Annotated in this window: 13 protein-coding genes and 2 pseudogenes; 7 read left to right on the top strand and 8 right to left on the bottom strand. The window is 66.5% G+C overall.

What is annotated here, in order from left to right:
• Positions 1–213: 213 nt before the first annotated feature.
• Positions 214–561, top strand: a complete 348-nt coding sequence (locus ACFC96_RS43700) for a DUF6415 family natural product biosynthesis protein (protein WP_376618141.1) — start codon at positions 214–216, stop codon at positions 559–561.
• 520 nt (positions 562–1,081) lie between these two features.
• Here ACFC96_RS43700 and ACFC96_RS43695 read toward each other — a convergent pair.
• A complete protein-coding gene (locus ACFC96_RS43695) occupies positions 1,082–1,972 on the bottom strand; it encodes a GNAT family N-acetyltransferase (protein ID WP_376618139.1) in 891 nt (296 codons plus the stop codon).
• Positions 1,973–2,201: 229 nt separating this feature from the next.
• On the opposite strand from ACFC96_RS43695, the pseudogene ACFC96_RS43690 reads away from it, so the two are divergent.
• Together ACFC96_RS43690 and ACFC96_RS43685 are read left to right on the top strand one after the other, a co-directional pair.
• A pseudogene (locus ACFC96_RS43690) lies at positions 2,202–2,730 on the top strand (hypothetical protein).
• A gap of 425 nt (positions 2,731–3,155) precedes the next feature.
• Positions 3,156–3,701 (top strand): ATP-binding protein, encoded by a 546-nt coding sequence (locus tag ACFC96_RS43685; protein ID WP_376618137.1) that lies wholly within the window; start codon positions 3,156–3,158, stop codon positions 3,699–3,701.
• 292 nt (positions 3,702–3,993) lie between these two features.
• Here ACFC96_RS43685 and ACFC96_RS43680 read toward each other — a convergent pair whose 3' ends face one another.
• On the bottom strand, positions 3,994–4,749 hold the full coding sequence (locus ACFC96_RS43680; RefSeq protein WP_376618135.1) for a hypothetical protein: 756 nt from the start codon (positions 4,747–4,749) through the stop codon (positions 3,994–3,996).
• A gap of 464 nt (positions 4,750–5,213) precedes the next feature.
• Between ACFC96_RS43680 and ACFC96_RS43675 the strand changes: the two are divergent.
• Together ACFC96_RS43675 and ACFC96_RS43670 are read left to right on the top strand one after the other, a co-directional pair.
• Positions 5,214–5,336, top strand: a pseudogene (locus ACFC96_RS43675) (hypothetical protein); the annotation flags it as partial.
• 677 nt (positions 5,337–6,013) lie between these two features.
• On the top strand, positions 6,014–7,303 hold the full coding sequence (locus ACFC96_RS43670; RefSeq protein WP_376618134.1) for a hypothetical protein: 1,290 nt from the start codon (positions 6,014–6,016) through the stop codon (positions 7,301–7,303).
• Positions 7,304–7,487: 184 nt separating this feature from the next.
• On the opposite strand, the gene ACFC96_RS43665 is transcribed toward ACFC96_RS43670, so the two are convergent.
• The 6 genes from ACFC96_RS43665 to ACFC96_RS43640 form a co-directional block, all read right to left on the bottom strand.
• Positions 7,488–8,213 carry a DUF4839 domain-containing protein gene (locus ACFC96_RS43665; RefSeq protein ID WP_376618132.1) on the bottom strand — a complete coding sequence of 242 codons (726 nt, stop codon included), beginning with the start codon at positions 8,211–8,213 and terminating at the stop codon, positions 7,488–7,490.
• 887 nt (positions 8,214–9,100) lie between these two features.
• Positions 9,101–9,661 (bottom strand): hypothetical protein, encoded by a 561-nt coding sequence (locus ACFC96_RS43660; protein WP_376618131.1) that lies wholly within the window; start codon positions 9,659–9,661, stop codon positions 9,101–9,103.
• 321 nt (positions 9,662–9,982) lie between these two features.
• Positions 9,983–11,914: a DNA/RNA helicase domain-containing protein gene (locus ACFC96_RS43655; RefSeq protein ID WP_376618129.1), complete on the bottom strand. Its 1,932-nt coding sequence runs from the start codon at positions 11,912–11,914 to the stop codon at positions 9,983–9,985.
• Between the two features lie 293 nt (positions 11,915–12,207).
• On the bottom strand, positions 12,208–13,731 hold the full coding sequence (locus tag ACFC96_RS43650; RefSeq protein WP_376618127.1) for an N-6 DNA methylase: 1,524 nt from the start codon (positions 13,729–13,731) through the stop codon (positions 12,208–12,210).
• Positions 13,728–15,203, bottom strand: a complete 1,476-nt coding sequence (locus tag ACFC96_RS43645; RefSeq protein ID WP_376618125.1) for a hypothetical protein — start codon at positions 15,201–15,203, stop codon at positions 13,728–13,730. Before ACFC96_RS43645 ends, ACFC96_RS43650 begins: the two co-directional genes overlap by 4 nt.
• 803 nt (positions 15,204–16,006) lie before the next feature.
• Positions 16,007–16,504 (bottom strand): hypothetical protein, encoded by a 498-nt coding sequence (locus ACFC96_RS43640; RefSeq protein WP_376618124.1) that lies wholly within the window; start codon positions 16,502–16,504, stop codon positions 16,007–16,009.
• Between the two features lie 1,185 nt (positions 16,505–17,689).
• Between ACFC96_RS43640 and ACFC96_RS43635 the strand changes: the two genes are divergently transcribed.
• Together ACFC96_RS43635 and ACFC96_RS43630 are read left to right on the top strand one after the other, a co-directional pair.
• The gene (locus ACFC96_RS43635) at positions 17,690–20,911 is read left to right on the top strand and encodes a helicase-related protein (protein WP_376618122.1); all 3,222 of its coding nucleotides are present in this window, start codon (positions 17,690–17,692) and stop codon (positions 20,909–20,911) included.
• Positions 20,908–23,685, top strand: coding sequence for a DUF1156 domain-containing protein (locus tag ACFC96_RS43630; RefSeq protein ID WP_376618120.1), 2,778 nt, complete (start codon positions 20,908–20,910; stop codon positions 23,683–23,685). The genes ACFC96_RS43635 and ACFC96_RS43630 overlap by 4 nt, the downstream gene beginning before the upstream one ends.

Here is a 23,685-nt window from a genome sequence, read left to right as displayed (position 1 = left end):
CCTTCTCTGTGGGCGGTGCTGGGATGTGCACCACCGTCACTCTTCGGTAGCCGCGAGTCAAGGCCGCGAACGCGCCATCTGCCGAGGCAAATTGATTCTGTGCACATCGGTGCACGGAAGTGGAGCCGCCGCACGGCGTGGTTCTAGCGTCGTGGTCACGCAGCAACGACCACGGCCCGCCAAGGTGCGCGGGCACAGCCCTGCGGAGGCGCAATGCCCACCACCGAAGACGCCCCAGTCACACAGCCGGCCGTCCGGATCCCCGAGCTGATCCAAGAAGCGATGTCGGCTACGCGCACCATCCCCGGCCTCGCTCGTCTGCAAGAGCTCAACCTCGTGATCCGAGCAGAACTCCGGCATCTCATCCCTTGCGTACGGAGCCAGGCCGACCAGATCACCCACGGCACAACGGCGTTCTACGCCCGCGAGCGCGCCATCGCCGACGCCGAGGAAGAGCTGTCGCAGGGGCTCAGCCCCAGCCCGCTCGCCGCGGCGCTCGCTGTGGCCGCACTCGGTCGCTGCTTGCGCACCCTCGACCAGTTCGCCGGAGGCGACCAGTGAGTGAGTGGTGCGCGACCGGCGCGCACATGACGGACGAGCCCGTGGTCGTCGGTCAGGTTGAGCGGCCGAGCGGGCCACCGTTCGTGCTCTACGGCTGCAAGAGGCATGCCGCTGCGTCGCCGCAGGCCGTGATGCGCAAGACCCGTCGAGACAGAGTGATCGAGTCCGGCTGAGACTCCGCCGCCGGGTGCCGAAGGTTGATCGGCGGCGAGACAGAGCGGGCCGTTCGACGGCAGGTCGTACGGGACGGTGTTGTACGAGTCGCCCCGCGGCGGTGTGAGCGCGATGGGGCGGACCGGACTCAGCCAGCAGCGTTCCGAGGTGAGCGACGAGCGGACCGGGCAGGGTCCGCGACAAGGCGATGCGCCCGTCGGGCAGACGCACGGCGAGTGCCCCGCGCCACGGGGTCGGTGTCGCCCACAACTTTGGCATCGACGGGATCGCTGTGACGCAGCTTCAGCCGCTTCGCGGCGGTCGCAGCCGGTACTGGTGGCAGGTGCGTGTGCGTCGGTCATGCCCCTCACCCGGCTTGTGGTGCGCCGTAGGAGAACTTGTACCCGGCGAAGTCAGCGACGTGGACGTAGCCGATGCGCTGGTAGAGGGCATTGCTGGTGGGGTTGTCCGGGTCCGTGAACAGGACGACGTCAGTCGCCCCCGCGGTCAGTGCTGCCCGGCTCGCCTCGACCGTCACGGCGCCCGCGTAGCCGCGGCCCCGGAGGTGGGCCGGGGTGTAGACGGGTTCCACCCGGACCATGCCGCCGACCATCGAGGTCACGGCCGCCATCGCGACGGGGGTGCCGTCAGGGGTCTCCCAGAACGTGAAATGCCTGTCGCCGAAGCGCGAGTCGTCCCAGGAGCCGGCGTCAATCAAGTCGATGGAGGGCTGCTCCCCGACATCGACACAGAACTCACGGCACCAGTGAACGACTTGCTCACGGTCCTGCCCGCCCGTGAGGCGCCCCCGGCCCTTTGGGCGCGGCTGCGGCGGGGTGAGCGTGCCGAGACGGTAGAGATGCGTCCGCCAAAAGGGCGGTACCGGCGCAGCGCCCGTGTGCCGCTGCCAGGACTCGGCGAAAGCGTCGGCAGTGTCGCGGTCCGCGATGACGTGGGAGGGCGCGTGGCCGAGGCCGGCCAGGTGAGCGGCGAGGGCGTCGGCCTGCTCGACAGACAGGGGGGTGAGGCCCAGACGGCCGCCCGGAGTGAGATAGAAGACCGCGTGGACTTCACCTCCTGACTGCAGTCGGCCGAAGACGGGGGCTGCAGCATCGTGTTCGCCCGCCCCGCGTATCCGCAGTTTCTCGATGTCCGTCAGCGGCGTGTTGTGCAGGGCAGGGCGCGAGCGCAGGAAGTCCCCGGCTCGGGTGAGGAAGTCGTCAATATCTTGGGTGAGGTGCCAGTCATCCGGGAGCATGCTTCATGATCCCGGATCTCTCCAGCACGGGGAGCACTTGCACAATGCCTTTCAGGTTCGGCCGCGTACCGCGGGTGGAACGTGGGATCGGTGGTGGGGGGCACCCAGTCCGTCCAGGGGGCGAAGAGGTCCGCGAACGGTTCAACGCCCGGACCTCAACTTCGCCCGGTACATCAAGGACGGCACCGTCACCGACGCCGACAACGGCGAATAGGGGAGTGGGCAGGCGATGAGCATGATCGGGGACGGCCTGGACGCCGCGGTGCACAAGGCGTTCACCCGCCTGGCGCCCAAGAGTGCGCCCGCGCAGATGCGCTACCTGGTCCAGCGAACTCAAGCGGGGGCGTGCCGTCGAGCAGTTCCTCGGACCGGCAGGAAGCCCTGAGTGGCCGGGAATTTATGGGGTCGAGATACGGCCGACCGGCGGCAGTTGCGAGGTCTATCTGCACTCGGCTCTCGACTGTGAACCGCTGACAGGCGACTTGGATGCGCTGCCACCGCTGATTGACAGCGAGGAGGAGGACTTCGGTCTTCTTCTGGTAACCGGGAGCGATCCGATTGCCGCCTTGGACGCTGCCGAAACCAGCACCGGATCCGTGCGCGGACGATGGGTAAATCAGTCCATGGCTGGCGACGAGTACCGCGACTACGTACTGGCTGGTCGCCCCGCTGCAGCACCTGACGGCCAGCCGTGGCCCTCTCCGCAGAGGCCTTCCTGGGAATTGACTTCGCGGAACTCTGGTCACGATCATTCATGAACGGGTCAACGGCACCTTGTTGAAGAGGTTGAGCAGACCCACGTAGTGCACCCTGAGGGAACGCAGCAGCCCTCACCCGTCCATGTCGTCGATTGAGTCGCATCAGAGCCAACGGCATGTCGGGGAACTGGGCCGAAAGCTGGCTCCACTGTCCAGTCCACTGCGCTTGGGGGCGACTTGGATCAGTCCGTTCCGATCAGCACTGTGCGCTAACCGCCGGTCATCTGATCTGCCGTCCGGACCCGGCAGTGGCCGCCTTGCTCAACACCTGGGGCATCAGAGATATCTCCGGCATATGAGCTGTTCGAGGATCCGCCCCTCTCTCACTGCTACATCCCCAGACGCCACTCGCTCGACGCCTCCACCAGAGGTCCCGTCGAGGACGAGTGTGTCGTGTCCCGACACCTACGAAAGGCTTTCGCATCATGCAGCGGTACGTTCTCACGGGCACGCCAGGTGCGGGCAAGACATCGATCGTGCGGCTCCTGGCTGAGCTTGGCTACGGGGTTGTCGAGGAGGCGGCAACCGCGGTCATCGAGCAATCGCAGGGTCAGGGCGAGGACGAGCCATGGACACGGGCATCGTTCATCGACGAGATCGTCGCTCTGCAGCGACAGCGACAGCTGGAGGCCATCACCCCCGGCTCTGTCCAGGTGTTCGACCGGTCGCCGGTCTGCACCCATGCACTCGCCACCTACCTGGGGCGGTCAGTGTCCCCGGCGCTGGCCGCGGAGCTCGAACGGATCACCTCCCTGGGGATCTACGAGCGGCAAGTGCTCTTCGTTCGCCATCTGGGTTTCTGCGAGCCCACCGCGGCCCGCCGGATCAGTTTTGAGGAGTCGTTGGTCTTCGAGAAGATCCACGAACAGAGCTACCGCGCGTTCGGCTACGAGCTCATCGACATTCCCGCCGGCGACCTGTCCCACCGCGTCGCCGCGGTCGCCTCAGTGATTTCCCGGGCCACATCGTGAACGACCCCACATGCCATCCACCCGCCGGGGCCATCTCGCGCCGCTGTCCGTCATCAATTCCTACCGGGTTCCACCCCACCAAGAGGGTAGAACCGGCAACTGATCACAACCTCACACAGGCCCTAGTGGACCTCTCCGCCGCCGATCGAGGCCACAGGGCGACGCCTGAAGACCCTGGCTAGCGCCCGACGGTCTCGATTTACCGGCGAGTAGAGCGAGGCAGCTGGTCCCAGGCCCAGCCCAGCCATAGGTGCACGTGCTCGTTGGGCGGAGGCGGTGCTTGATCCGCTTTTCAGCTGCTCCACACGGTGACATCAAGCTTCATGATCCCATTGGTGTAGGGGAACGTGATCTCCTTGATCTTGGCTGCCACCACGGCGTCCGTATCGGTGCGGATGCAGAAGGTGGCGCCCTTCTTGATTCCCGCAGTTCGGTTCGACATCTCGCTGTTGTCGTCCAGTTCGAAAGTGGTGATGCCGCCGCCGCTGCTCGCTTGCCTGCATGCCTCGGCAGTGACTGTTTCGTCCGGCTGTAGGACTGCGGCGCCGGACGCCGACAAGAACTCCACAGTTGGCGCTCCCCGGTCGTTCGTGTCCATGTCGTACCGCGCCTTCTCGGCCTCGGTCATGGACTCGAACTCGTCCGTTGCGATCCCGCGAGTCACCGGTTCCTCCGGAGCAGCATCAAAGTCGATGGCTTCGTAGCTGTCACCAATGGTCAGAGTCACCGGGAAGGAGCGAACGGCGGGCGCCTTCGGTGACGGCGCTGCGGATGATGCCGAAGACTCTGTGGGCGAGGAGGTGCCTGCTGGAGTTGTCGGTGCGGAGACCGTGGGGGTGGGCGACTGGGTGGAAGCCTTGTCATCCTTGCCCCCGTCATCGCTGGTGACGATGGAAATGACTGCGGGGACGATTACGGCGATGAGCGCCACGGCAGTGGTGACCACCCACTTGTGGTCTTTGAAGACGTCTCGGAAGCGCTTCGTATCGGGCGAGCCGGAGCTGGTGTTGGAGGTGTCAGGGCTATTCGTGTCGTCCGTGGTCGTCATGGGTCCCCTGTAGGCGTGCGCACAGCATTCCAAGGTGCGGCAGCATAGCGGCTTGGTGATCTCTTCCGGCCGCCCAGCGGAGATCACGAAATGAGCAACAGCGTTGCAGCGTCGTTGACTTGGTGTGCACCCCAGCAGGTCGTTACCGCATTCCCCAGGCCGATGGAGGCGCGCAGCGCGTCGTACAGCACCCATCCGTCCCTATCCGCGGGCCCTTCGCAGGCTGTCGAAGACCGACACCCCTACGGAGGAGAGCACGGCGTCGTCCTTGCTACTGCGAGGAACGGGGCGAGCGCCCTTGTCTCCACCTCCAGCATGTCCACGCGCACGCCAGGGTGCTGCTCCCGCGTCAACGCCCTCGTAGCCGATGCTCGACGCTGATGGACCGCCGAGACCGCAGCCCAGAACGCTACACAGGGCTACTCGCCACCCGGCCGTAGCTATACGAGAGCAGGGCCTCCACGAAGGGGCAGTTGCTCGACCGGCAGATCGCCGCTCTGGAAGCGGCCGGCTGCAGCCGGGTCCTCACCGATAAGAAGTCGGGGAAGAACACGGAGCGCGAGGCGCCGACAGATCTCACGGAGTGAGGCGCCCACTGTCCGTAGTTCCCGAGCTCGGGTCAGACCGGCTTGCTCGGCGGGGTGCTCGACCAGTTCTCCGGCGATGGCCTGCCAACCGTAGGGCGGGGCGCCGTAGGCGTACCCGCCCTGCACTGCCTTCTCCTTATGTCCTGCCCGGAGCCGAGCCACGATCATCGAGTGCTCCAGCTCGGAGAAGACGCCCATCATCTGTCGCACGGCCCCTGCACCTGTCGGAGGTGCAGGGGCCCGGTTGTCGTGGGAGGGCCACCTTGCTCGGCAGGGCCACCTCACGCCGGAAACCGGGCACGGAACTCCCCGTCACCGGCCTGAGCGGCGTGGACGACCTTCACCGCCAGACGCCTGCCGCTCGCGTCCACCGCAGCATGCACCGTGCCCATCCCCCCGGCGGCAGACGCCATCGGTGCGGTGCTCAGGCCGCTAGTGCGATCTCCTAGCCGGTGGGACAGAGACTGCTGGGCCTCTGTGCCGCCCGTGCACGTTGTCCCAGTCCCTCTGCAGGCCTGCGATCCCTGCCCGACCCTTCCGTCCGGGAGGGAGCAGAGGGACCGCTGAGTTCGCGCTCTGTTCCCTTCCGAGAAGTGTGCCCGGTTTGCGCTGCTGCTGTTGTCAGTGCCTTCCCCTACCGTGATTTGACGGTGTTTCACAGGGGAAGGGCGGTATCAGTGGCCAACATGGTCTGGCACACCAAGCTGCGGATCTACCTCGATCTCACCAAGGACGATCTCGGGCATGAGGAGCTGCCGAACCTGTGGGAGACGATCTACGGGGCAGACCGGCTGTACGCCGCGCGCAACGTCCCGGTGCCCGAACGGGACCTGCAGTGCGCAGGCGTGTGCCGGGATGCCGGTGTTGAGGCGTGGATGCATCTGCGGCTGCGGGCCAACGGCCGGCGTGAAGCCGTCCACGAGAAGACCGAGGACGAGAACCGCCACACCACCGCCGTGAGCGACGAGCACAAGGCCTACCAGGAACGGATCCTGCGGGCCGCGCAGGAAGGCGGCTTCCACGGCAACAGCGAGGTACGCACCCGTGTGGGCCGCAGCTGGATCCAGACCGACACCCTCGTAGAAGGCGCCGGCGGACGCCGCATCGGCTGGGAAGTACAGCTCTCCTCCGCCGCCACCAACGGACCGCGCAGTGTCCGCGCCCGCGCATCCAAAGCGCACAAGAACGGCATCACCCCCGCCTGGCACACCGACCGTGCCGACTACGCCCAGCGCCACGACACCCACTGGACCCGCAGCAACAACCTCCCCGCCTACGTCATCGCCAAGACCGGCGACCTCCGCGTCATCTCAGGCTTCCGTGCCCTGGACTTCTGGCACTGCGACCTCCGCGCCCTCTATCCCTGCCCCCACGGGACGCGCCGCTGTGGCAAGACCCACGTCACCCCCAAACCACGCGACATCCTCTTCGACGACCTGGTGCGCCACACCGCCGCCGGAGCCATCGTGCCCATCGAGCACCGCATCACCACCAGGCTGCACCGGTTCTGGGTCACCAGCGCCGACCGCGACCGGCTCGACGACCTCAACAGCGACGACGCACAGCTGCCCCCGGCCCGGGAGACTGAAGCTCCTGCGACTGCCAGCCGGAACCGCCCCACTTGCCGGCCCGGCATCGTGATGACACGTCCCGTCCCGCAGTCACAAGTGCCCGAGCAGCCCTTCACGCCCCCCACCGAGGACGCGCCCGCGGCGCACACCGGCACCGCTTCCTCGCCGCCAGATCTGCCCGACAGCCTCCTCGCCCTGCAGCGGGCCGCCGACGCCGAGCACCGCACTTTGCAGCGCCTTACCAGCGAGGAGGAGCGCACAATCCAGCGTGCCGTCTGGTTCAGGGCAGCAGCCGCTGCGCAAAGTGCTGTGACGCAGTATGCGCGGCGAAAGCGCCTCAACCGCTGTGAGATCGAGAGTCAGCTGCGGCGGATCACGAGGCACCCCCAGCCGTGACGCAAGGCAGCCGGGAACTCGACCGCACGCAACACTGGCGCATCCTGCAGCACGTTTCCCTCAGCCCGAGCCGGATCGGCGGCATCGCTCGTGGCGCCCTCGTCCTCAACGGAATCTGGAAATGATCACCGCTGAGAAAATGGCCAGGCACGCTGTTTTGCGGTGACGCGGCCGCCCATCTTGACTACCGGATTTCCGTCGAGACCGGGTCGAGGAAGAAGACACACTGGTCCGCGTTGAATTTGCCCACCTCGGCGACGAAGCGGAACTCGTCGCCCGCGCGGACAGTGGCAGGGATCTTCTTGCCGGTCAGTTTCAGGTCAAAGGTGTTGACGTCCTCGTATTTGAAGGCCGGGCCGACCGTCGTGTTCGGTCCCTTGTCGCCTGGGCCCAGGAGGAAGTCGTAGCGGGTGTCGTAGTCACCGCGGGGCGCCATGCTCACGATCGAGCCGTTGAACGCGACCGTCTGGCCCCCGTGCTTGGTCGCGAAGTCCAGGTTCGCGTCGTCGCACGAGTCCGCCTTCAGCAGCGCCGCGAACTCTCGGTTGTTCTGAGGCGTGATCACCTCAGTGGCAGCCGACTCGACCGTGGTCGGAGTCGGCGTAGCGGAAGGTTCCTCGCTCGCAGCGGCCGCTGACTTGTCTGACTCGTCCTTCTTCTCGCCTCCGTCGCTGAGCACAGAGGAAGCACCGATGGCGATGGCGAGGATCACGAGGACGGCGGCCGCCGCGCCGATCAGGAGCCACGGCCGCGGCTTCTTCGGCCGACGGAAGCTGAGAGTGGAGCGAAGCGTGCCCTGGGCCTGTTCCACAAGCACCCAGCCATCCTTCTCCATCTTCGAGATCACCAAGCTGTTGGTGCCGCGAATTGTCTGCACAGTCTTGTACTCGTACCTGATCTCGTCGACCATGCGGCTCCGCGCCCCCTCAACGGATTGTTCATACCAACTGCCCCGCGAGCATAGGGGACTTCGCGAAGAACTCGGCATCACCGGCAACATCCACGGCGCACCCGGTTGCCGAACCCTGTCCGTATCGGCGTCGTCCAGGAGGACAGGGATGTACATGAGCGCGTCGGCGAACGTCTTCACCATCGCGCGCAGCAGATCCGGGGGAGATGGGCAGCGCCGGATAGGGCTGCAAGGTCGACAGGCCGAAGGTGATAGCTACTCTCTCCGCGGGTGCCAGATCTGGAAGCCGAAGCCGTCTCCCATCGCGCCGTGCCCACACCGAGCCGGTGCGCGGAGTCGTGATTTCCGCTCCAGGCGCAGCGGCACGGGACACAGCTGGGGCTGCCCAGGCTCGGCGCGGGGCAACGACGACCCTGCACGCCCTCGCCGAGGACAACTGCGGGTGAGGCCTGAGCGGGCGGTTGCGGTTCATCGACATCGGCTCTGCGGTGGGCACTTGCCCCTCAGTGGTTACTGTCTGCGTTCATGCGGCTTTTGCGCACTTCGGACTGGCGCCTGGGCCGATGCCCGGCGCCCGGTAGACGGCCTGTTGCACGGCAAGGTGGAACCTGTGACCGCGCACCGCGCTGCTCGCTTCGTATGCCAAGGATTCGAAAGCGTCAGCGCGGGCCTGTGTCTTCGATTGGAAGGCGAATGCCGGGACAGAGCACGGAACGCGAGGGCCGACCACATACTCGTCCTCTAGACGTCCTCGGCGAGATCGTCCTGCCGTTGTCTGAGCTGGCTGCAACCATGGCTCAGGCCGGCAGGATCGATGGAGACCGGCTCAGTGGTCGGGTGGCTTCGTCGCTGGAGGGGGGGTGATCAGTGCTCGGTTGGCGAACTCCTCAACCAGCTGCCTGACGTGAGCGGACGGGGTGATGGTCTCCCACTGCGGGGCGGAAGGGCATTCCAGCAGCGCGTCCGCAGGCGTAGCGGTCCGTCAGCGGGTTGCCGGGGAACAAGCCGGCCCGGTAGACCTCCTCGAAACGGGAGGCGGCGTCACACAACCGTGCGAGCCGCTTTTCTGCCTGCGCTTCCGCTTGCATGACACCGTCGTGTGCCGCACGTTGCTCCGTTGACGCGGCCGGCAAGTCCTGCCCCGCCTCCCGTTCCGCGCGGCCCTCGACTCGGGATGATGCGGTGGCCAGCTCGCCGGGAGCGAAACCGACGCCGGCGGTCAGCGGGGCATCGGCCGGTGCAGCGAACGCCACGCGCAGGCGGCGGTCGGTCGCACGCCCCAGGCTGCGGTGGTTGAACCGCTGAGCTCCTTGCGGAGCGACTGTGGCCGAGCGCGGTGGCAACTGAGCACGCAGGGCGTCGAGTACACCGTCCGGCGTGGGCAACTGCGCTGCCAGGAAACGGGACAGGGGGGAGTTGGGGTTCTTGAGCGCACTGGCCAGACTCATGCCCGAAGCGTCGGGCAGTCCACTGACAATGCACTGCTCGCTTTTGCGCCGGGCTGACACAGGCAACGCGGCTGACGCGGCGCATCGGCGGCTTCTTCACGGCGACCCTGCCCCGTCTGCTCCACTGACTCCAGTGCGGCTTCAGGACCGGCTCGCAGGGCCCGTTCTCCGCGGTCACGAACCCGGGCTGGAACGCGGGGACCCGAGGGCGTCGCGGCGTAGTGCGGCGAGCTCTTCGCCTACGCGCAGGGCCGCAGGGCCGAGTCGGTTCGCGGGCCCGGTCGGCGGTCTGACCAAGCCCGGCCGCCGGCGGCCTGAGCGTCAGAGCTTCGGCACCTTCAGCCGTGCGAAGAGCTCTAGGGTGGCCGGATCGGTGGAGTAGACAACAGTGCCACGGATCGAGCGTGTCAGCAGGACCCCGTAGGCGTTGCGGAGACGTTCGGTGAGGATCTCGTCGGAGTCGATGCGGATCGCCTTGCTCTTCACGTACTCCCGGTTCACATGCCAGGAGCTGCTGTTCCAGGTCAGATCAGGGCCCATGATGACCCCGCCCCACTCGTACTCCAGGCCCTGCGCGGTGTGTACGCAGCCGATTTGCCCGAACCCGCCCTCTGCTGTTGCCCAGTAGTGGCGCTTGGGGACGCCCGGTGTGCCGTGGGAGTCCTCGGCATTCCATGGCCGTGCCCAGTCCTCCTCCGGGGCGACGTCCGGGAACGTGCCGGATGTATCGGTCCACTCCCAGCACATGCCGGCTGTCATCCGGGCGCTCGCACCGGTGTCGAGCTTGGACTGCAGAAACTTCTCCATCCGTGCGGCGCTATCGCTGTAGTACAGCTCGAAGGGCTCTGATTCGGTGCCGTCACCGGCCTTCCACTCAAGGGGGGCGCCATCGAGCAGACGCTTCACCCAGGTGTCGAACGTGGAGCTGCCCACCGCGCGCAGTGGCCGGTCGAAGCCGATCTCCACGACCTCCGCAGGCAGCTTCAGGATCTCTTCGATGAGCAGGTCCTCGGACCAGACCTCGTCAGCGAACAGCCGCTGGTCTCCGTCGATGAAGAAGACAGGGACCCTGGCGCGCGACGCGATGACCTCCACGGACGATTCGCCGTCCCGCATGTAGAAGGAGCCCTTCATCGGGCGTTCGGTCAGCCGGTGCGCCTCGTCGCAGACGATGAGGTCGATTTCGTTTGGAGCGTGTTTGTCGGCAAGCTTGTTGAGGGTCATGAACTTTTGGCCGTAGCCGCGTGCGCCGCTTCGGAAGTTCTCGCGGGACGCCACACCTCCCGATACGAAGCGTGCGTCGTAGCCCTCCCTGATCGCGTCGCCCAGCAAGGTGAGCGCGACCAGAGACTTCCCCGTGCCTGCCCGTCCGCGCACCACATAGACCTTCTTCAGGCCGGCTGACGGCGTACGGACGCAATCCATGACCTCGTTCACGGCCCTCAACTGGTTCTCCACCAAGCTGAAGCGGGTGTGACCGTTGACGACTGCCCCGGTCTCCGAGGTCAACAGCGCGGTGGAACGACGCCGCTCCAGCAGTGCCTCCGCGGCATCCGCGCCGCTGAGTGGACTGAACGTGGCTTTGAGGAACTCCCGCAGCTTCGCCGGCTGACGGGCTGTGAAGGTGCGGATGCCGGGGCACGGCATGACCTGGCTGACCCACTGTGACTGCGGATCCTTCAGGTTGTGCAGGTAAGCAGCGCCCGCGATGCGGACGTACCGGTCGTCGAACATGCTGTGGTGCTGCTTGAGGGATTCGAGGTTGTCCCGCACCTGCACGGCCGGATGCTTCTTGTGTGCCGAGAAGCACGGCGCGTAGACGCGTTCGATCGCGCACTGAGCACACAGCGCTGCTGCGCCCGGCTTTCGGCACTCGGCGCACAGCCCTTTGGCAAGGTGAGCCAGGCCCGGGCGTTCGACGGAGCTCCACTGCTTGAGTTCGACGGCTGCGAAACTGAGCCCGCCTTGTGGGTGGTGGCCGGCCAGGAGCACGTCGATCGGGTTCATCTTCGGATGTACCCGGTACTCCACGAAGACCCACACCTGGCCGAGCCCGAGATCCTTGAGAGCCGTGGCGACCTCGTAGACACTCTCCCGCCATGAGTCGATGTCACCGGTCGATGGCTCTTGTCCGGTGGGGTGTGCGGCGCGGTAGCACGCGGCGATCTTGTCCTTGACGCGTTCCCGGTCCCGGACCATCTCCTCGGCGGGCCAGTACGCCTCGAGCTCCGACCACTCCGACCCGCTTGCCATGATGTCCACGCACTCCCCGTTGCCGACTGCACACATCACGTGGACGCCAAAGGCGTTGACAGTGGTGCCGTTGGTGTCAACGAGATGGACGAGTATCCCAGCGGTTCAGGATGCCGACAAGCGATCTCTGGCCTTGGCCGGCTGCCACCGTCAACAAGCCGGCGGCCGGACACGCCACCGAGCCTGGCTCCACGACTCGCTTCCGCGCCGCCGGCACCTGCCGTGCTGCACGGCGCGGCTCACGGCCTGGAACACGGTTGGGAGGCATGAGGGCACGAGCGCGAGGCCTGGACTCAGCCCTTTCGCACAGCCGACGCCAGCGCTTCGAACTCGCCTAGGGCAGCCTGCAGATCTGCGACGATGTCCTGCGCGATCTGCTCCGGGGGGAGCAGGCTGCCGGGATCCTCACTCGGATCATGACCCCACCAGAGATCGAGATTGAGGTGGTCGCGCTGCAGCAGTTCGTCGACACCGAACGCGCGAAAGCGTTCGGTGTCACGACGTTCTGTGCGTGGCCTGCCGGGCAGGTAGGCCTGGACGAAATCATCCAGGTGTGTACGTTGCAGCGGATTGCGGCCTGGCGAGAACCGGCTGCCGGAGCGGAGATCGTAGACCCACAGCTGTGAGGTCCGGGGCCCGGCAGCGGCGGACTGCCGGTCCTTCTCGAAGAAGAGGACATTGGCCTTCACGCCCCCCGCAAAGAAGATCCCGGTCGGGAGACGCAGAAGCGTGTGGAAGTCGAATTCGTGCAGCAGGTGGTGCCGTACAGGTTCTGCGTTCGGCTCGAACAGGACGTTGTCAGGCAGGATGACGGCGCCACGGCCAGGCGCGTCCATCACAGACATGATGTGCTGCAGAAAATTGATCTGCTTGTTCGCGGTAGGGAAAGGGAAGTCGGCACGGCGGTAACGGCCGTCCGCCAGTGGTGTGCCGGCGTGGGGGAGCGCCTGCCTCGTTCCGAACGGAGGGTGGGAAAGGACAAGAGAAGCACGCCGGGACGGCGGCTCGGCGAGCGCGTCGCCCACGGTGACCAGCGACGGCCCGTCGATGGACCCGAGTCCGTGCAGCAGCAGGTTCATGGCCGCGAGCCCAGCAGTCCGGGGAACCAGTTCCTGGCCCCAGATCCGACCCGGGCCCAGGTCGTGCCCGCGCCGGCCGTACGGCCCCCCGGGAATATGTTTCTGGAGATATTGGTGTGCGGCGATGAGAAACCCTCCCGTGCCGCACGCAGGGTCGGTGACCGTGTCTGCGAGCTGTGGCTGTATGACAGTGACGATCGCATCGACGAGCGGTCGCGGGGTGAAGAACTGCCCCGCGCCGGACCTGACCTCGTTCGTTCCTTTCTCAAGCAGGAACTCGTATGCGCTGCCGAGCACGTCAGGCTGCAGGGAGGTCCATTCCACAGGGCGGATCAAGTCTGCGATCAACTTTTCGAGCAGACCGGCATCGTGGATCCTGCTCTTGGCGTCGGCGAAGACGGTTTCGAATGTCGTTCCGCGATCTTGCGCAGACAGGTGAGCGAGGGCCTGGCGGTGCCCATCGCGAAGGGCCTTTCCGCGCAAACGCGTGAGCGACTCCCATCCGCACTCAGGTGGAACAACGAGGTGCGCCGCTTCCGGCTCACCGAACGCAAGTGCCCGTCTCTCAAGCTGTCGCGACTGCTCATCCGCCATCTTGAGAAGCAGGAGATAGGTGAGCTGCTCTGCGTACTCGATGGTGGCGAGTCCCCGGTCGCGCAGCAGCCCGCAGTACTCCCAGAGCCGGTTGGTCAACTCTTCGGCCGTGCTGCCCCTGTGAGCGTCCGGCGTGTTGGTCATAGCTCGAACTCCAGCTGCACAGCGGATGTGGTCATGGCGGGGGAAAGCGCGGCCCGAGCCTTCTTGCGCCTGCGTGGAGACTGCGCGGGGGGTCCACCCCGCGCCGGCTCGGCGCTCAGGAGCCGCAGGAGGGCCTGCGTGAGGGCTCTTTCACCCGGTTCCTGGGGCACCAGCCGGCCGGCGCAGGCGGCGTCCACAAGCCCTTGACGCAGACGTGCTGCGCGAGCCGTCGCCGTCTGTATCTGTTCCGAGAGGCGATCTGCGCCGGTGATCCAGTTCTGAGCCATCCGCCCAAGGCGTTCCTGCTCTCCCGGCGGAGGAACGGGGATGGGGATCTCCAGCAGGTCGCGCTGGGTGATGTTCTGCATGGAATCCAGGCATCCACGGCTCCTCCGGGCGATCTGCTCACGGACGTAGGGCGAAGTGAGCAGGTGGACAAGCCAACGCCTGTCAACACCAGGCTTCGGTTCCAGGCGCAGACTCTTGTCGCTCAGCAGAAGCTGTGGACGGCAGCCGGTGACCAGAACCGCGGTGCCGACATAGTCACGGCTGTTCGCGCGGCAGACCAAGACGTCGTTGGGCTTTATCGCTTTGCCCGGGTTCACCGTCGCGTCTGACCGCACTGCCTTGTGCTCGGTGTCGCGAAAGACCCCTCGCGTCATCGCACTGGTCTTGATCACCCCCCACTCGCCGCTGCGGGCAGGCCGGGCCTCGTTGGGAAGTGACGTTCCCGCTTCGATTCGACAGACCACATCACTGATCTTCCCCAGTCTCCATCCTGGAGGGACGTCACCCAGGAGAGGGTCGCCCCCGGGCGTCGTGGCGCGACGAGCCGCAGCGCGAAGAGCCGGCAGACGAGCGAAGGCGGCTCGCAAGACCTCACCGCCGCGATCAAGACGGTCCAGGCGCCCGCCCAGCACTGCGGCGATTCGATGCTGCTCCTCAACAGGCGGCACAGGCAGTCGGATGGCTTCCAGCGAACGGTGGTTGAGTGACTTGCGGGAGGCACTGCCTGCGGCCTTCTCCAGTTGGTGTCGCACAACGGCAGACGCCCAGACGGGCTCCAAGAAGCCGGGAGCGAGGACCTCGGGGCTCACCCGGACCCTCGTCATGGTGCCCGGGACGGCGACCGGCCCGGGCACGTTGCGTGCCAGCGCGCCCCGTCCGATCCGGTTGCCCGACCCGCTGCTGCGGGCCACGAGAAAGTCCCCCTCGCCGGCCAGAAGCGGTGCGCACCATCCACGAGGCCGATCGTCTTCTGACACCTGAGTGAAATCAACCCCGGCCTCCGTCAGTGCAGTGAGCTTCAAAACGGGGAAGCCGTCGGCGGAGCCGTGCGATGCCTGGCCGTTGACCAGCGGCTCCGCCAGGACATCAGCGAGCCGAACCCACAGCCAGCTGTGGGGAAGACGAACGTCGGTCACATCCACCCCCGCGTTACGTCGGACGTCGACACCAGGATCCGCATGCATGATCTATATCAGCCGCAACTAGTCCACACGATCGTGGAGTTGGCTTGCGCGGCCGAGGCCGAACGTGATGGGCCGGCCGGGCCCCGACCCGCCGCAGGGCCCTCTTCTGCAGGAGAGGCGTTCAAGCCGCCTGTGCTGTCAACGACATCCCCCGTGCGGCGAAGCCCGCCCAATGATCACCGTCGCCTGCAGAAGGCGATGAGCTTGCGCTGGTCAGCCCGTACCGGCCGACCAGCGCTGGGCCCTTTCTCGCTAGTTACAGACCGAGCCAGGAACAGATGAGCTGTCCCAGTACGTAGACGCCCACCTTGGTCACGGCCTGCCCGGCGTGCCGCAGAACGGTCCGCCGCTTGGTGTACTTCTCCGCGTGCAAGAGGATTCCTCTCTCAGCAATGGCCCGCCCCAGTCGGCACGGAGGCGCCACCCGGCGCCGCCGGGCGGACGAACCCGCAAAACGAGTAGGGCAGTTGAAGCTTGAGAAAGGGCTTGAGCGACAGATTACCTGTCCACGGATGCCTACGTGATCGAATCAGGCGATCTAGAGCCGTCGGCCCGCAGAGTGAGCGGGGCGCACCCGGGATGTCAGTGCCGGGTACGACCGTGAACCGCATGACCGCCACCACCGTGATGGCCACGCCGGCCGACTCGGCCGCAAGCACACCGATGACGGAGACGAGCAGCGTGACGGCGATGCTGCAATGGCCCTTCCTTCCTGCAGGCTGGTGACTGACGCTGAGCCGAGGGTCTGCCCGTGCAGGTGCCGGAGCGGCTGAGAGGGGCCGTGCCGTGGGGAAGGCGGTCCGTCAAGCCGCGGGCAACTGCTGCGCGTCGCCGGGGGCTCGTCCGAAGACAGTATCGAAGGCGAGTGCGTGTCTGGCGGGCACGAGGTGGTAAGGGCTTCCCGAGCCGCGGACGGTCTGAGGGCCTGTGCGGCCGGTCGTGAGGATGTCGAGTGGGGTGAGCACGTCCAGGTTGTCGAAGACGTAGCAGACCGGCAGCCCGGTCCAGGCCGCCAGCTGCAGGTGGGCTTTGACGGCTGCGGTCTCGACCGCGTGCCGGTCGGTGGTGCTGCTGGTCATCCGGCTCTTGCAGTCGATCATGAACAGGTGCCGGCCCTGCGCGGCGATGAGGTCAGGGGTCCAGCGCAGGAAGCTGTCGGTGCTGCGCAGTGCGGCACTGACGGTGGGGCTCAGTACGCCCTGGCCCCACTCGTCGACGGCCCACCCGCGGATGTCCAGCTCCCGCGCGACGCGCTGTTCGTGGGCGTCGCCGACATCCTTCCTTCGTTGAAAGCTCGTCATACCGGGGAGTGTTGCGCAGGGGCGACGTGCCAAAACAACGCAGGCACGGCCGTCGGCCAGTGCCGGTCACGGGCGTTGGCAGTCATCGTTGTTCATTGGTGTCCGTTGTGGTCCGCTGGTGTCCCACTGTGTCTCACTCCGGGCGGTGAGAGTTGACGCGAATTCGCCCCCCGGTAGGCCTGGGATGAGGCGGTGACGGGTCGTGCCCTTGTGTGCCGACTCAAGGCCTTGCTGGGCCACTTTCCCGAGTAGACCCCGGCCTCCGTGCCGGGAGTACCGCGCGGCCGCGCTGCAGGAGTGATTGTCAGTCGGCCGCTCTACCGTGGACGGCAAGGGTTCAGAGCACCGCTACTGGGTTAGGGCTATCTGTGGCGAACGGTGTATGGCATTCCGGCCTCCAGAGGATCCTCGAACTCGACAAACGCGACCTCGGACTCGGTGACGAGTGGCCACATCTGTCCGAACTGATCGACAGCCTCCTGCAGCTTGTGGCCGAGCGCGACCGCGCGCCTGGACCAACTCGGACGCCTCGCAGCGACCGCGGACCAGGCCCGCGCCGAACACCGCACGCCGCCCGCACCGGCTGGTGAACCCGCCGGACGGCATCCTCTCGAGGTGGCGGTGATTGCGGCGAATCCCGAGTGCCCGGGTCAGGACGGCATGTGTGTACGCCCGGTATCCGCACCCGGTGAGCGGTATGGCCAGTGCCACCGAGGGGCCGCACCGCGATCCGCCGAATCTGCGGGCAGAACACTCGAGGAGGCGTCGCTCCTGCGTCTCTTGCCGGAACGGCATGGCAGGCATGCCGATGAAGCCACAGCAGGATCATCGCCGGCCAAGAGGGTTGGAAGCCGACTTTAGTTGGGGACGTCGCCGTGCCGACGCAGGCGCGCGGTGCAGTCTGACCATGAGGCTAGTGGATCACATTCTGATCACATAGTCTTCACATTATCTTCGCTATGTGAATGATGATCCACATGGTCGCTCACCAGCGAAGCTCTACCTCTGAGGGGGCCTCAGTGGCGTGCTCGAGGGTGGCGATCCAGAGGTCATTTGGTAACCAACTCCCCTAGAAATAGGTACAGTTCGGCACGATTCGCTGTGGTGTTCGGGGGGTACTGGGCGCCGCAAAGGCTTTTAGGGGCGTGGTCCGGTGGGCGCTGTCAGTTGCAGGCGGGGTTGGGTATGAGTGCGCAGGGCTCGGACGATTTGCCGTCCCCTGGTAGCCAACTCTTCATCGACGGCGGGATGGCCACAGTCGTCGCAGCTACCGGTGCTGGCGATGGAGTTGACTTCGTCGTGCGCCGCAGCGACGGCACGCTCACCGACGTTGCGCTGAGCCTTGCTGAACTGCATGCGGCTGTCGTGCCCGTCAACGACGCTGATGGTGATCCTGCCCGGGCGCTCAGCGCACTGTGGGGCCGATGGATGCAGTACGCCGTCCCCCGCATCCGGTCCGCCGTCCTCGCCACGCGCCCGCTGCGGCCGTATGCGCACCAGGACGAGGCCGTGTTCAGCCACATGCTGGCCCAGCCACGCCTGCGGTTCCTGCTCGCCGACGAACCAGGCACCGGCAAGACGATCATGACGGGTATGTACATCGCCGAGGGCACGAGGCGGGGTCTGATACCTGGCAAAACGGTGATCATCGTTCCCGCGCACCTCGTGGAAAAGTGGAAGCGGGACTTACGCCGATACTTCGCGATCGAAGCGGCCACAGTCACTCCTGACGTCGCCAGAGACCCCCGCGACCTCGATCCACGCGTCAGTGTATGGGTCGTGAGCGTGGACCTGTACACCTACAACCCGGACGTTCGGCGCAAGATCTCCGGAGCCCGGGCATCGTGGTCGCTCACAGTCTTCGATGAGGCGCACCGACTGACGCCCACGTCCCAGTACCTCGGCGCCGCACGGGAGGTGGCGAACCGCACCCACCACTTCCTGCTGCTCACCGCCACACCTCACCGGGGCAAGGAGCACTACTTCCGCGGCCTGCTCAGCCTCCTCGACCCCACGCTGTACCCCTGGGACCCGCGGCAGACCGAGTACGACAACGCCCTGAGGCCCTCGACTCTGTCCTTCCTGCGGAGGATGAAGGAGGAGCTGAAAGACTTCGACGGAAATGATCTCTTCCCGCCTCGGTACGCCGAGACGGTGTCCATCGACCTCAGCGGCCCCGAACTCGCCGCCTACACCGCAGTGATGGACTACGTCGACACGTACTACGGCGACAACGCAACCCTGGCCCGCTCGATCTACGGCAAGAGAGCCGCCTCTGCACTGCTGGCCGCCGCCGCCACAATCTCGCGACGGCACGAGGCCCTCAAGGGCCCAGCGTCCAGCCGGGTCGACCGCCCCATACCTGACGAGTTCAGTCAAAGCGACGGGTCAGTCAACCTGGCCGTAGAGGACGACGAGGCATGGGAGCGCGCCGAGGGCATCGTCGTCAACGCCCGCAGCCGCAGCAAGAGCGAAGAGCTCACAGCGATCGACGCAGTCATCGCAACCATAAAACTGGCCACGACCGCCGGCCCCTCCACAAAGTGGCTACGCACCCAGAAGCTGCTCACCCAGCACGGCATCGCACCGGGGCAGGGCCAGCTGCTCATCTTCACCGAGTTCGCCGACACCGCCCGCTGGCTCGCCGGCCAGTTCGCCCACGCCGGGTACAGCGTCGACACCCTCGAAGGCGCAGTAAAACACCATGATCGCGACCAGCTCCAACAGCGGTTCCTCGCCGGCGAGTTCCAGATCCTCGTCTCCACCGATGCCGGCGGCGAAGGCATCGACCTGCAGTCCGCCCACGTCATGATCAACTGGGACATTCCGTGGTCCCTGGTCCGCCTCGAGCAGCGCATGGGCCGATTGCACCGGATCGGCCAGACCAAGCCGGTGCACATCTACCACCTCGTTGCGCCCGATACCCGCGAGGGCCGGGTCCAAGAGGTCATGCTCGGCAACCTGGAGGCCGCCGGAGAGGCGCTCGACGGACGCATCTTCGACCTGCTCGACGCGACCGCCGCCCGTACTGGCTTCGACTACACCCGCGCGCTCATCGACGCCCAAGCCGGTCAAGCCGTCACGGTTCCCGATACAGCCGAGTTGCTGTCCAAGGCACAGGAGTTGGTCAGCGACGAGGACCGGCTCCACACGCCCGCCAACACCGAGGCCGCGCTCGACCGATTCCGTAGCGACCGTCTCGAAGCGATCAACCCCGTCATCGTTGACGGCTTCGTCGACCAACTCGCTCGCGCCGAGCAGTGGAGCCTCGGCCCGGGGCCGGCCAAGGGCATCCGCCGTGTCACCTCGAACCGGCTACTGCCGCCCACACTCGGCGGTGAACACGAGGCGCTGCTCGCTGCAGACGGCGCCTTTGTTCGGCAGGCGATCAACGACGGCTCCCAGGGGCTGGACGACGTCATCGTGCTTGGCCCTACCGAGGAGCCGTTCGCCGAACTGACCGACCTCGCGCTGCGTAGCGGCGAGAGCGAACTCATCCGGGGCACAGTCCTCAGCGACCCCGCGTCGCTCACGAACTACACCGTCCTGGTTTACGACGCCGAAGTCGAGGTACACGACGGCATCCGACGCCAGCGGCGCAAGTCCCCGGTCCTCATCCGCTACTCCGGCGCCGGAGCATTCGAGAGCGCCTGGGAGTCCCTCATGCTGCTCAGGCCAACCAGTGCCAGCCATAGCGCCCCGCCCCTGTCCCCGGCCCTGCGGCACGACAGCGCACTGGAAGCCCGCGCGGCGCTCACACGTGAAGTTGCCCGCGCCCGCGCGGAGCGGGAGGCGTGGGTCGACAAGGCACGGCAGCAGCTTGACCAGGTCGAATACCGCTACATGGACGAGCTCGAGGACCTGCCCGCCACCGAACGGCGTGAGCGGATGTCCCGCTTCGAGGAGCTCAAGCAACACCGTCTCGCCCAGCTCGAAGACATCAGCAAGGTCGGGCAGAGCGCTCCCCGCTTGGCCGGTTGGGCACACGTTGTCGGTGAAGCTCGCGCCGACCAACTCGGCTACGACCCGGACAGTGAAGCGGTCGCGGTGGCCACCGTGTTGACCGAGCTGGACCGGCTTGGGTTCGACGTGGACGACCGCCAGACCGCCGGCGTGGGCTACGACCTGCTCGCCCGACACCGCACGACCCGAGAACAACGCCTCGTCGAAGTCAAGGGCTTCCACGCGGGCTTGGAGCCGGTGTGGCTGGAGCAGCACGAGTGGGCGCAGGCGCAGCAGCGCGGCCAGGACTACTGGCTCTACGTCGTCACTGACTGCGCCACATCCCCGACAGTCCTCGTTCGCGCCCAGGACCCAGCCAAGCTCCTAGCCACCGGGCCACGGCGCATCGAACGGTTCCAGATCAAGGTTGCCGACCTGCGTCGGCTGATGGGAGAGCAGCGGTGACCACCACCACTCAGGCGCCGACGATCACTACGGACACAACCAGTGACGTGCGCAGCCGCCTCATCGATCACTGGTTCCCGTGTTCCTCAGTCGATGCCGCGGTCGGCACCCCGGCCGGATCCGGCCGCAGTGAAAAGGCACTCTTCACCTGGTTCGCCTCGCGCCCTATCGCCCAAGCGCGCGCCGCTGTGCTGGCGGCGCTTCTGCCGAACCAAGCGATCCACCACAATGATGTGCGTCTTGCGATCGAGCGAGGGGACTTGGGCGCTCAGCAGCGCCTCCGTCAGGCGATCGCCGCTCAATATCCGGCGGGTCGCCCCGTCGTTCTCGACATGTTTAGCGGTCGCGGCATCATTCCACTCGAAGCCGCCCGCCTCGGCGTGACCGCTGTAGGCACGGACCTCAGCCCGGTCGCCACCCTGGCTGGTCGTTTGCTGGCCGACTACACGCTGCGCGATTGGTCTGCGGAGCCGGATCTTCCCTTCGGGCGTCCTTCAACGGATGAGGGCCTCTTCGAGGAAGACGAGCCTCGCCTCCTCAAGGACGTACGCCTGGTTCTGGCTGAGGTCGGGTCTCGCGTCGCGGCGGCCACATCTCCGCTTTACCCGCGCAGCAGCAACGGCGCCTTTCCATGGGCCTACGTGTGGGCGGTCACCATCCCCTGCGACCACTGCAAGCGCCGTTTTCCCCTGATTGGCTCTCTCGTCCTCCGGCACCCCTATACGCGTACGGAGGATGACGGGCAGTCGCTGCGGTTGGTCACCGAGCAGGACACGTGGCGCACCGAGGTCATCGACGGGCCGCCGCCCCAGGAGCCGACCTTCGCCGCGGCTTCCGGCAAGAAGGGGAAGAGCGCGCGGTGCCCGTTCCCCACATGCGGGCACGTGCACACACTCGAGTCCGTGAAGAGCATGGGACACGCGGGACAGTACCGTGACGCTTTGCTAGCCGTGGGCGAGGAGCTTCAGGGATCCCGCAAGGTCTTCAGGGCGCCAACCGAGCAAGAGGTAGACGTAGTAACTTCGGTTGACCTGTCCTCACTACCGTCGCTGGCCGGCCTTTGCGCTGTACCCGATGAGGTCATACCAGCAGGGAACAACCACACCGTCAGGGCCAGCGCGTACGGCTATCGCACGTACGGGGACTTGATGAATGAGCGGCAGACGACCAAGTTCGTTGCAACCGCCCGTGCAATTCAGGAGATCACTGCTGAGTGCGTCGCGGCTGGCGTCAGCTCCGAGTACGCCACTGCGCTGGCCGGTTACGCAGCCGCGAACCTACAGCGCCAGCTGCGCGTGGCCACCCGCGGCGCCAAGTTGCGCAGTCACGGCAACCCGATTGGCACAGCTCAGAACCGTGTGCAGGTTGACCACGTCTTCTCCAACGAAAGCAAGGTCTCGTTCAACTTCGACTATGTCGAGGCCGGGCCGGGGAACGGCCCAGGCACGTGGTCCAGCGTCAGCGAGAGCGGCATCAACGCTCTTAAGAAAGTCCTTGCGGAGTCGCCCGCCGACGGCCCCGGGCGGTTCCGGCAAGCCTCTGCAATCGCCCTGCCCTTCCGGGACGGATCCGTGGACGCCGTCATCACTGACCCGCCCTACTACAACATGATCGACTACGCCGACGCGTCGGACCTCTTCTATGTCTGGCTTCGCCGCGCGCTTCGCGAGCTGATGCCTGACCTGTTCGAACACCCCGGACGTGATGGCCTGCAGGACAAGACCGACGAGATCATCGTCAAGAACGGCAATGCCCCTGGCGAGCACCGAACCCGCGACTTCTACGAGCAAATGCTCAGCCGTGCCTTCGGCGAGGCGCGGCGCGTGCTGCGCGCGGACGGCCACCTTGTCGTCGTGTTCGGACACTCTGACCCTGATGCGTGGCGACGGCTGGTCGGTGCCCTGCACGATGCCGGCTTCGTCGTCACCAGCTCCTGGCCCTCCAGGACCGAGACAGCCTCGACCGGTGTGGCGAGCATCAAGGTCACAGTCGCGATCGGCTGTCGCGTCGCCACCGTGAATCGGCCGGTCGCCACGGCCGCTCAGGTCGACCGTGAGGTCGCCGAGCGGGTCAAGGCGGCTGCGCGGGAGTGGGACCGCGACGGCTTGGCCCTCACCGACCAGCTCATGGCTGCCTACGGACCGGCGATGGAGGTCTACGGCCGCTACGCCAAGATCCTCAAGCCTGACGGCACCCAGGCCGAGTTCGACCGCTACCTCACCCTGGCGCGCACCGCGGTCCGCGATGCCACGGCGCTCAAGCTGGACGAGCTCCCGCTTGAGACGTTCGACGCGCCAACCCGCTTCGCCGTCTTCTGGCAGCGGCTCTTTGCGCGCTCGGACGTTCCCAAGGGCGAGGCCCGCTTTCAGGCGCAGGCGGACAACCTGCGCCTGGAGGATCTGCGCGGTGCGCTCCTCACTGAGAGCAAGAGCGGCTACAAGCTGCGAATCGACGCCCCAAGCACTGTCAGCGACAAGTCCTCGACGTTCGAGGTGGTCCGGGCCATGGCCGCCGCCTGGGACCAAGGCGCCACCGAATCAGTCGCCGCTGTCGTCGCCCAGTCCGACCGGCAGCCCACTGACGCGCACCTGTGGGCCGTAGTCGGCGAGATCCTCTCGCAGCTGCCGCCCAGCGACACAGTGGCCAAGGCTCTCACCGCAGTTCAGCGCAACGCCGGCACCATCGCCAACCTCACCCACCGCGTCGCCACCGAACTCGCCGAAAGCGAGCGCGACAACCAGCCCACCCTGCCCTTCGCCACCAAGGAGTCCTGA

The sequence above is a fragment of the Streptomyces sp. NPDC055955 genome, assembly GCF_042270245.1.
Lineage (GTDB): Bacteria > Actinomycetota > Actinomycetes > Streptomycetales > Streptomycetaceae > Streptomyces.
Note: the sequence above shows the minus strand (reverse complement) of the source record. Positions and strands in the feature narration are given on the sequence as shown.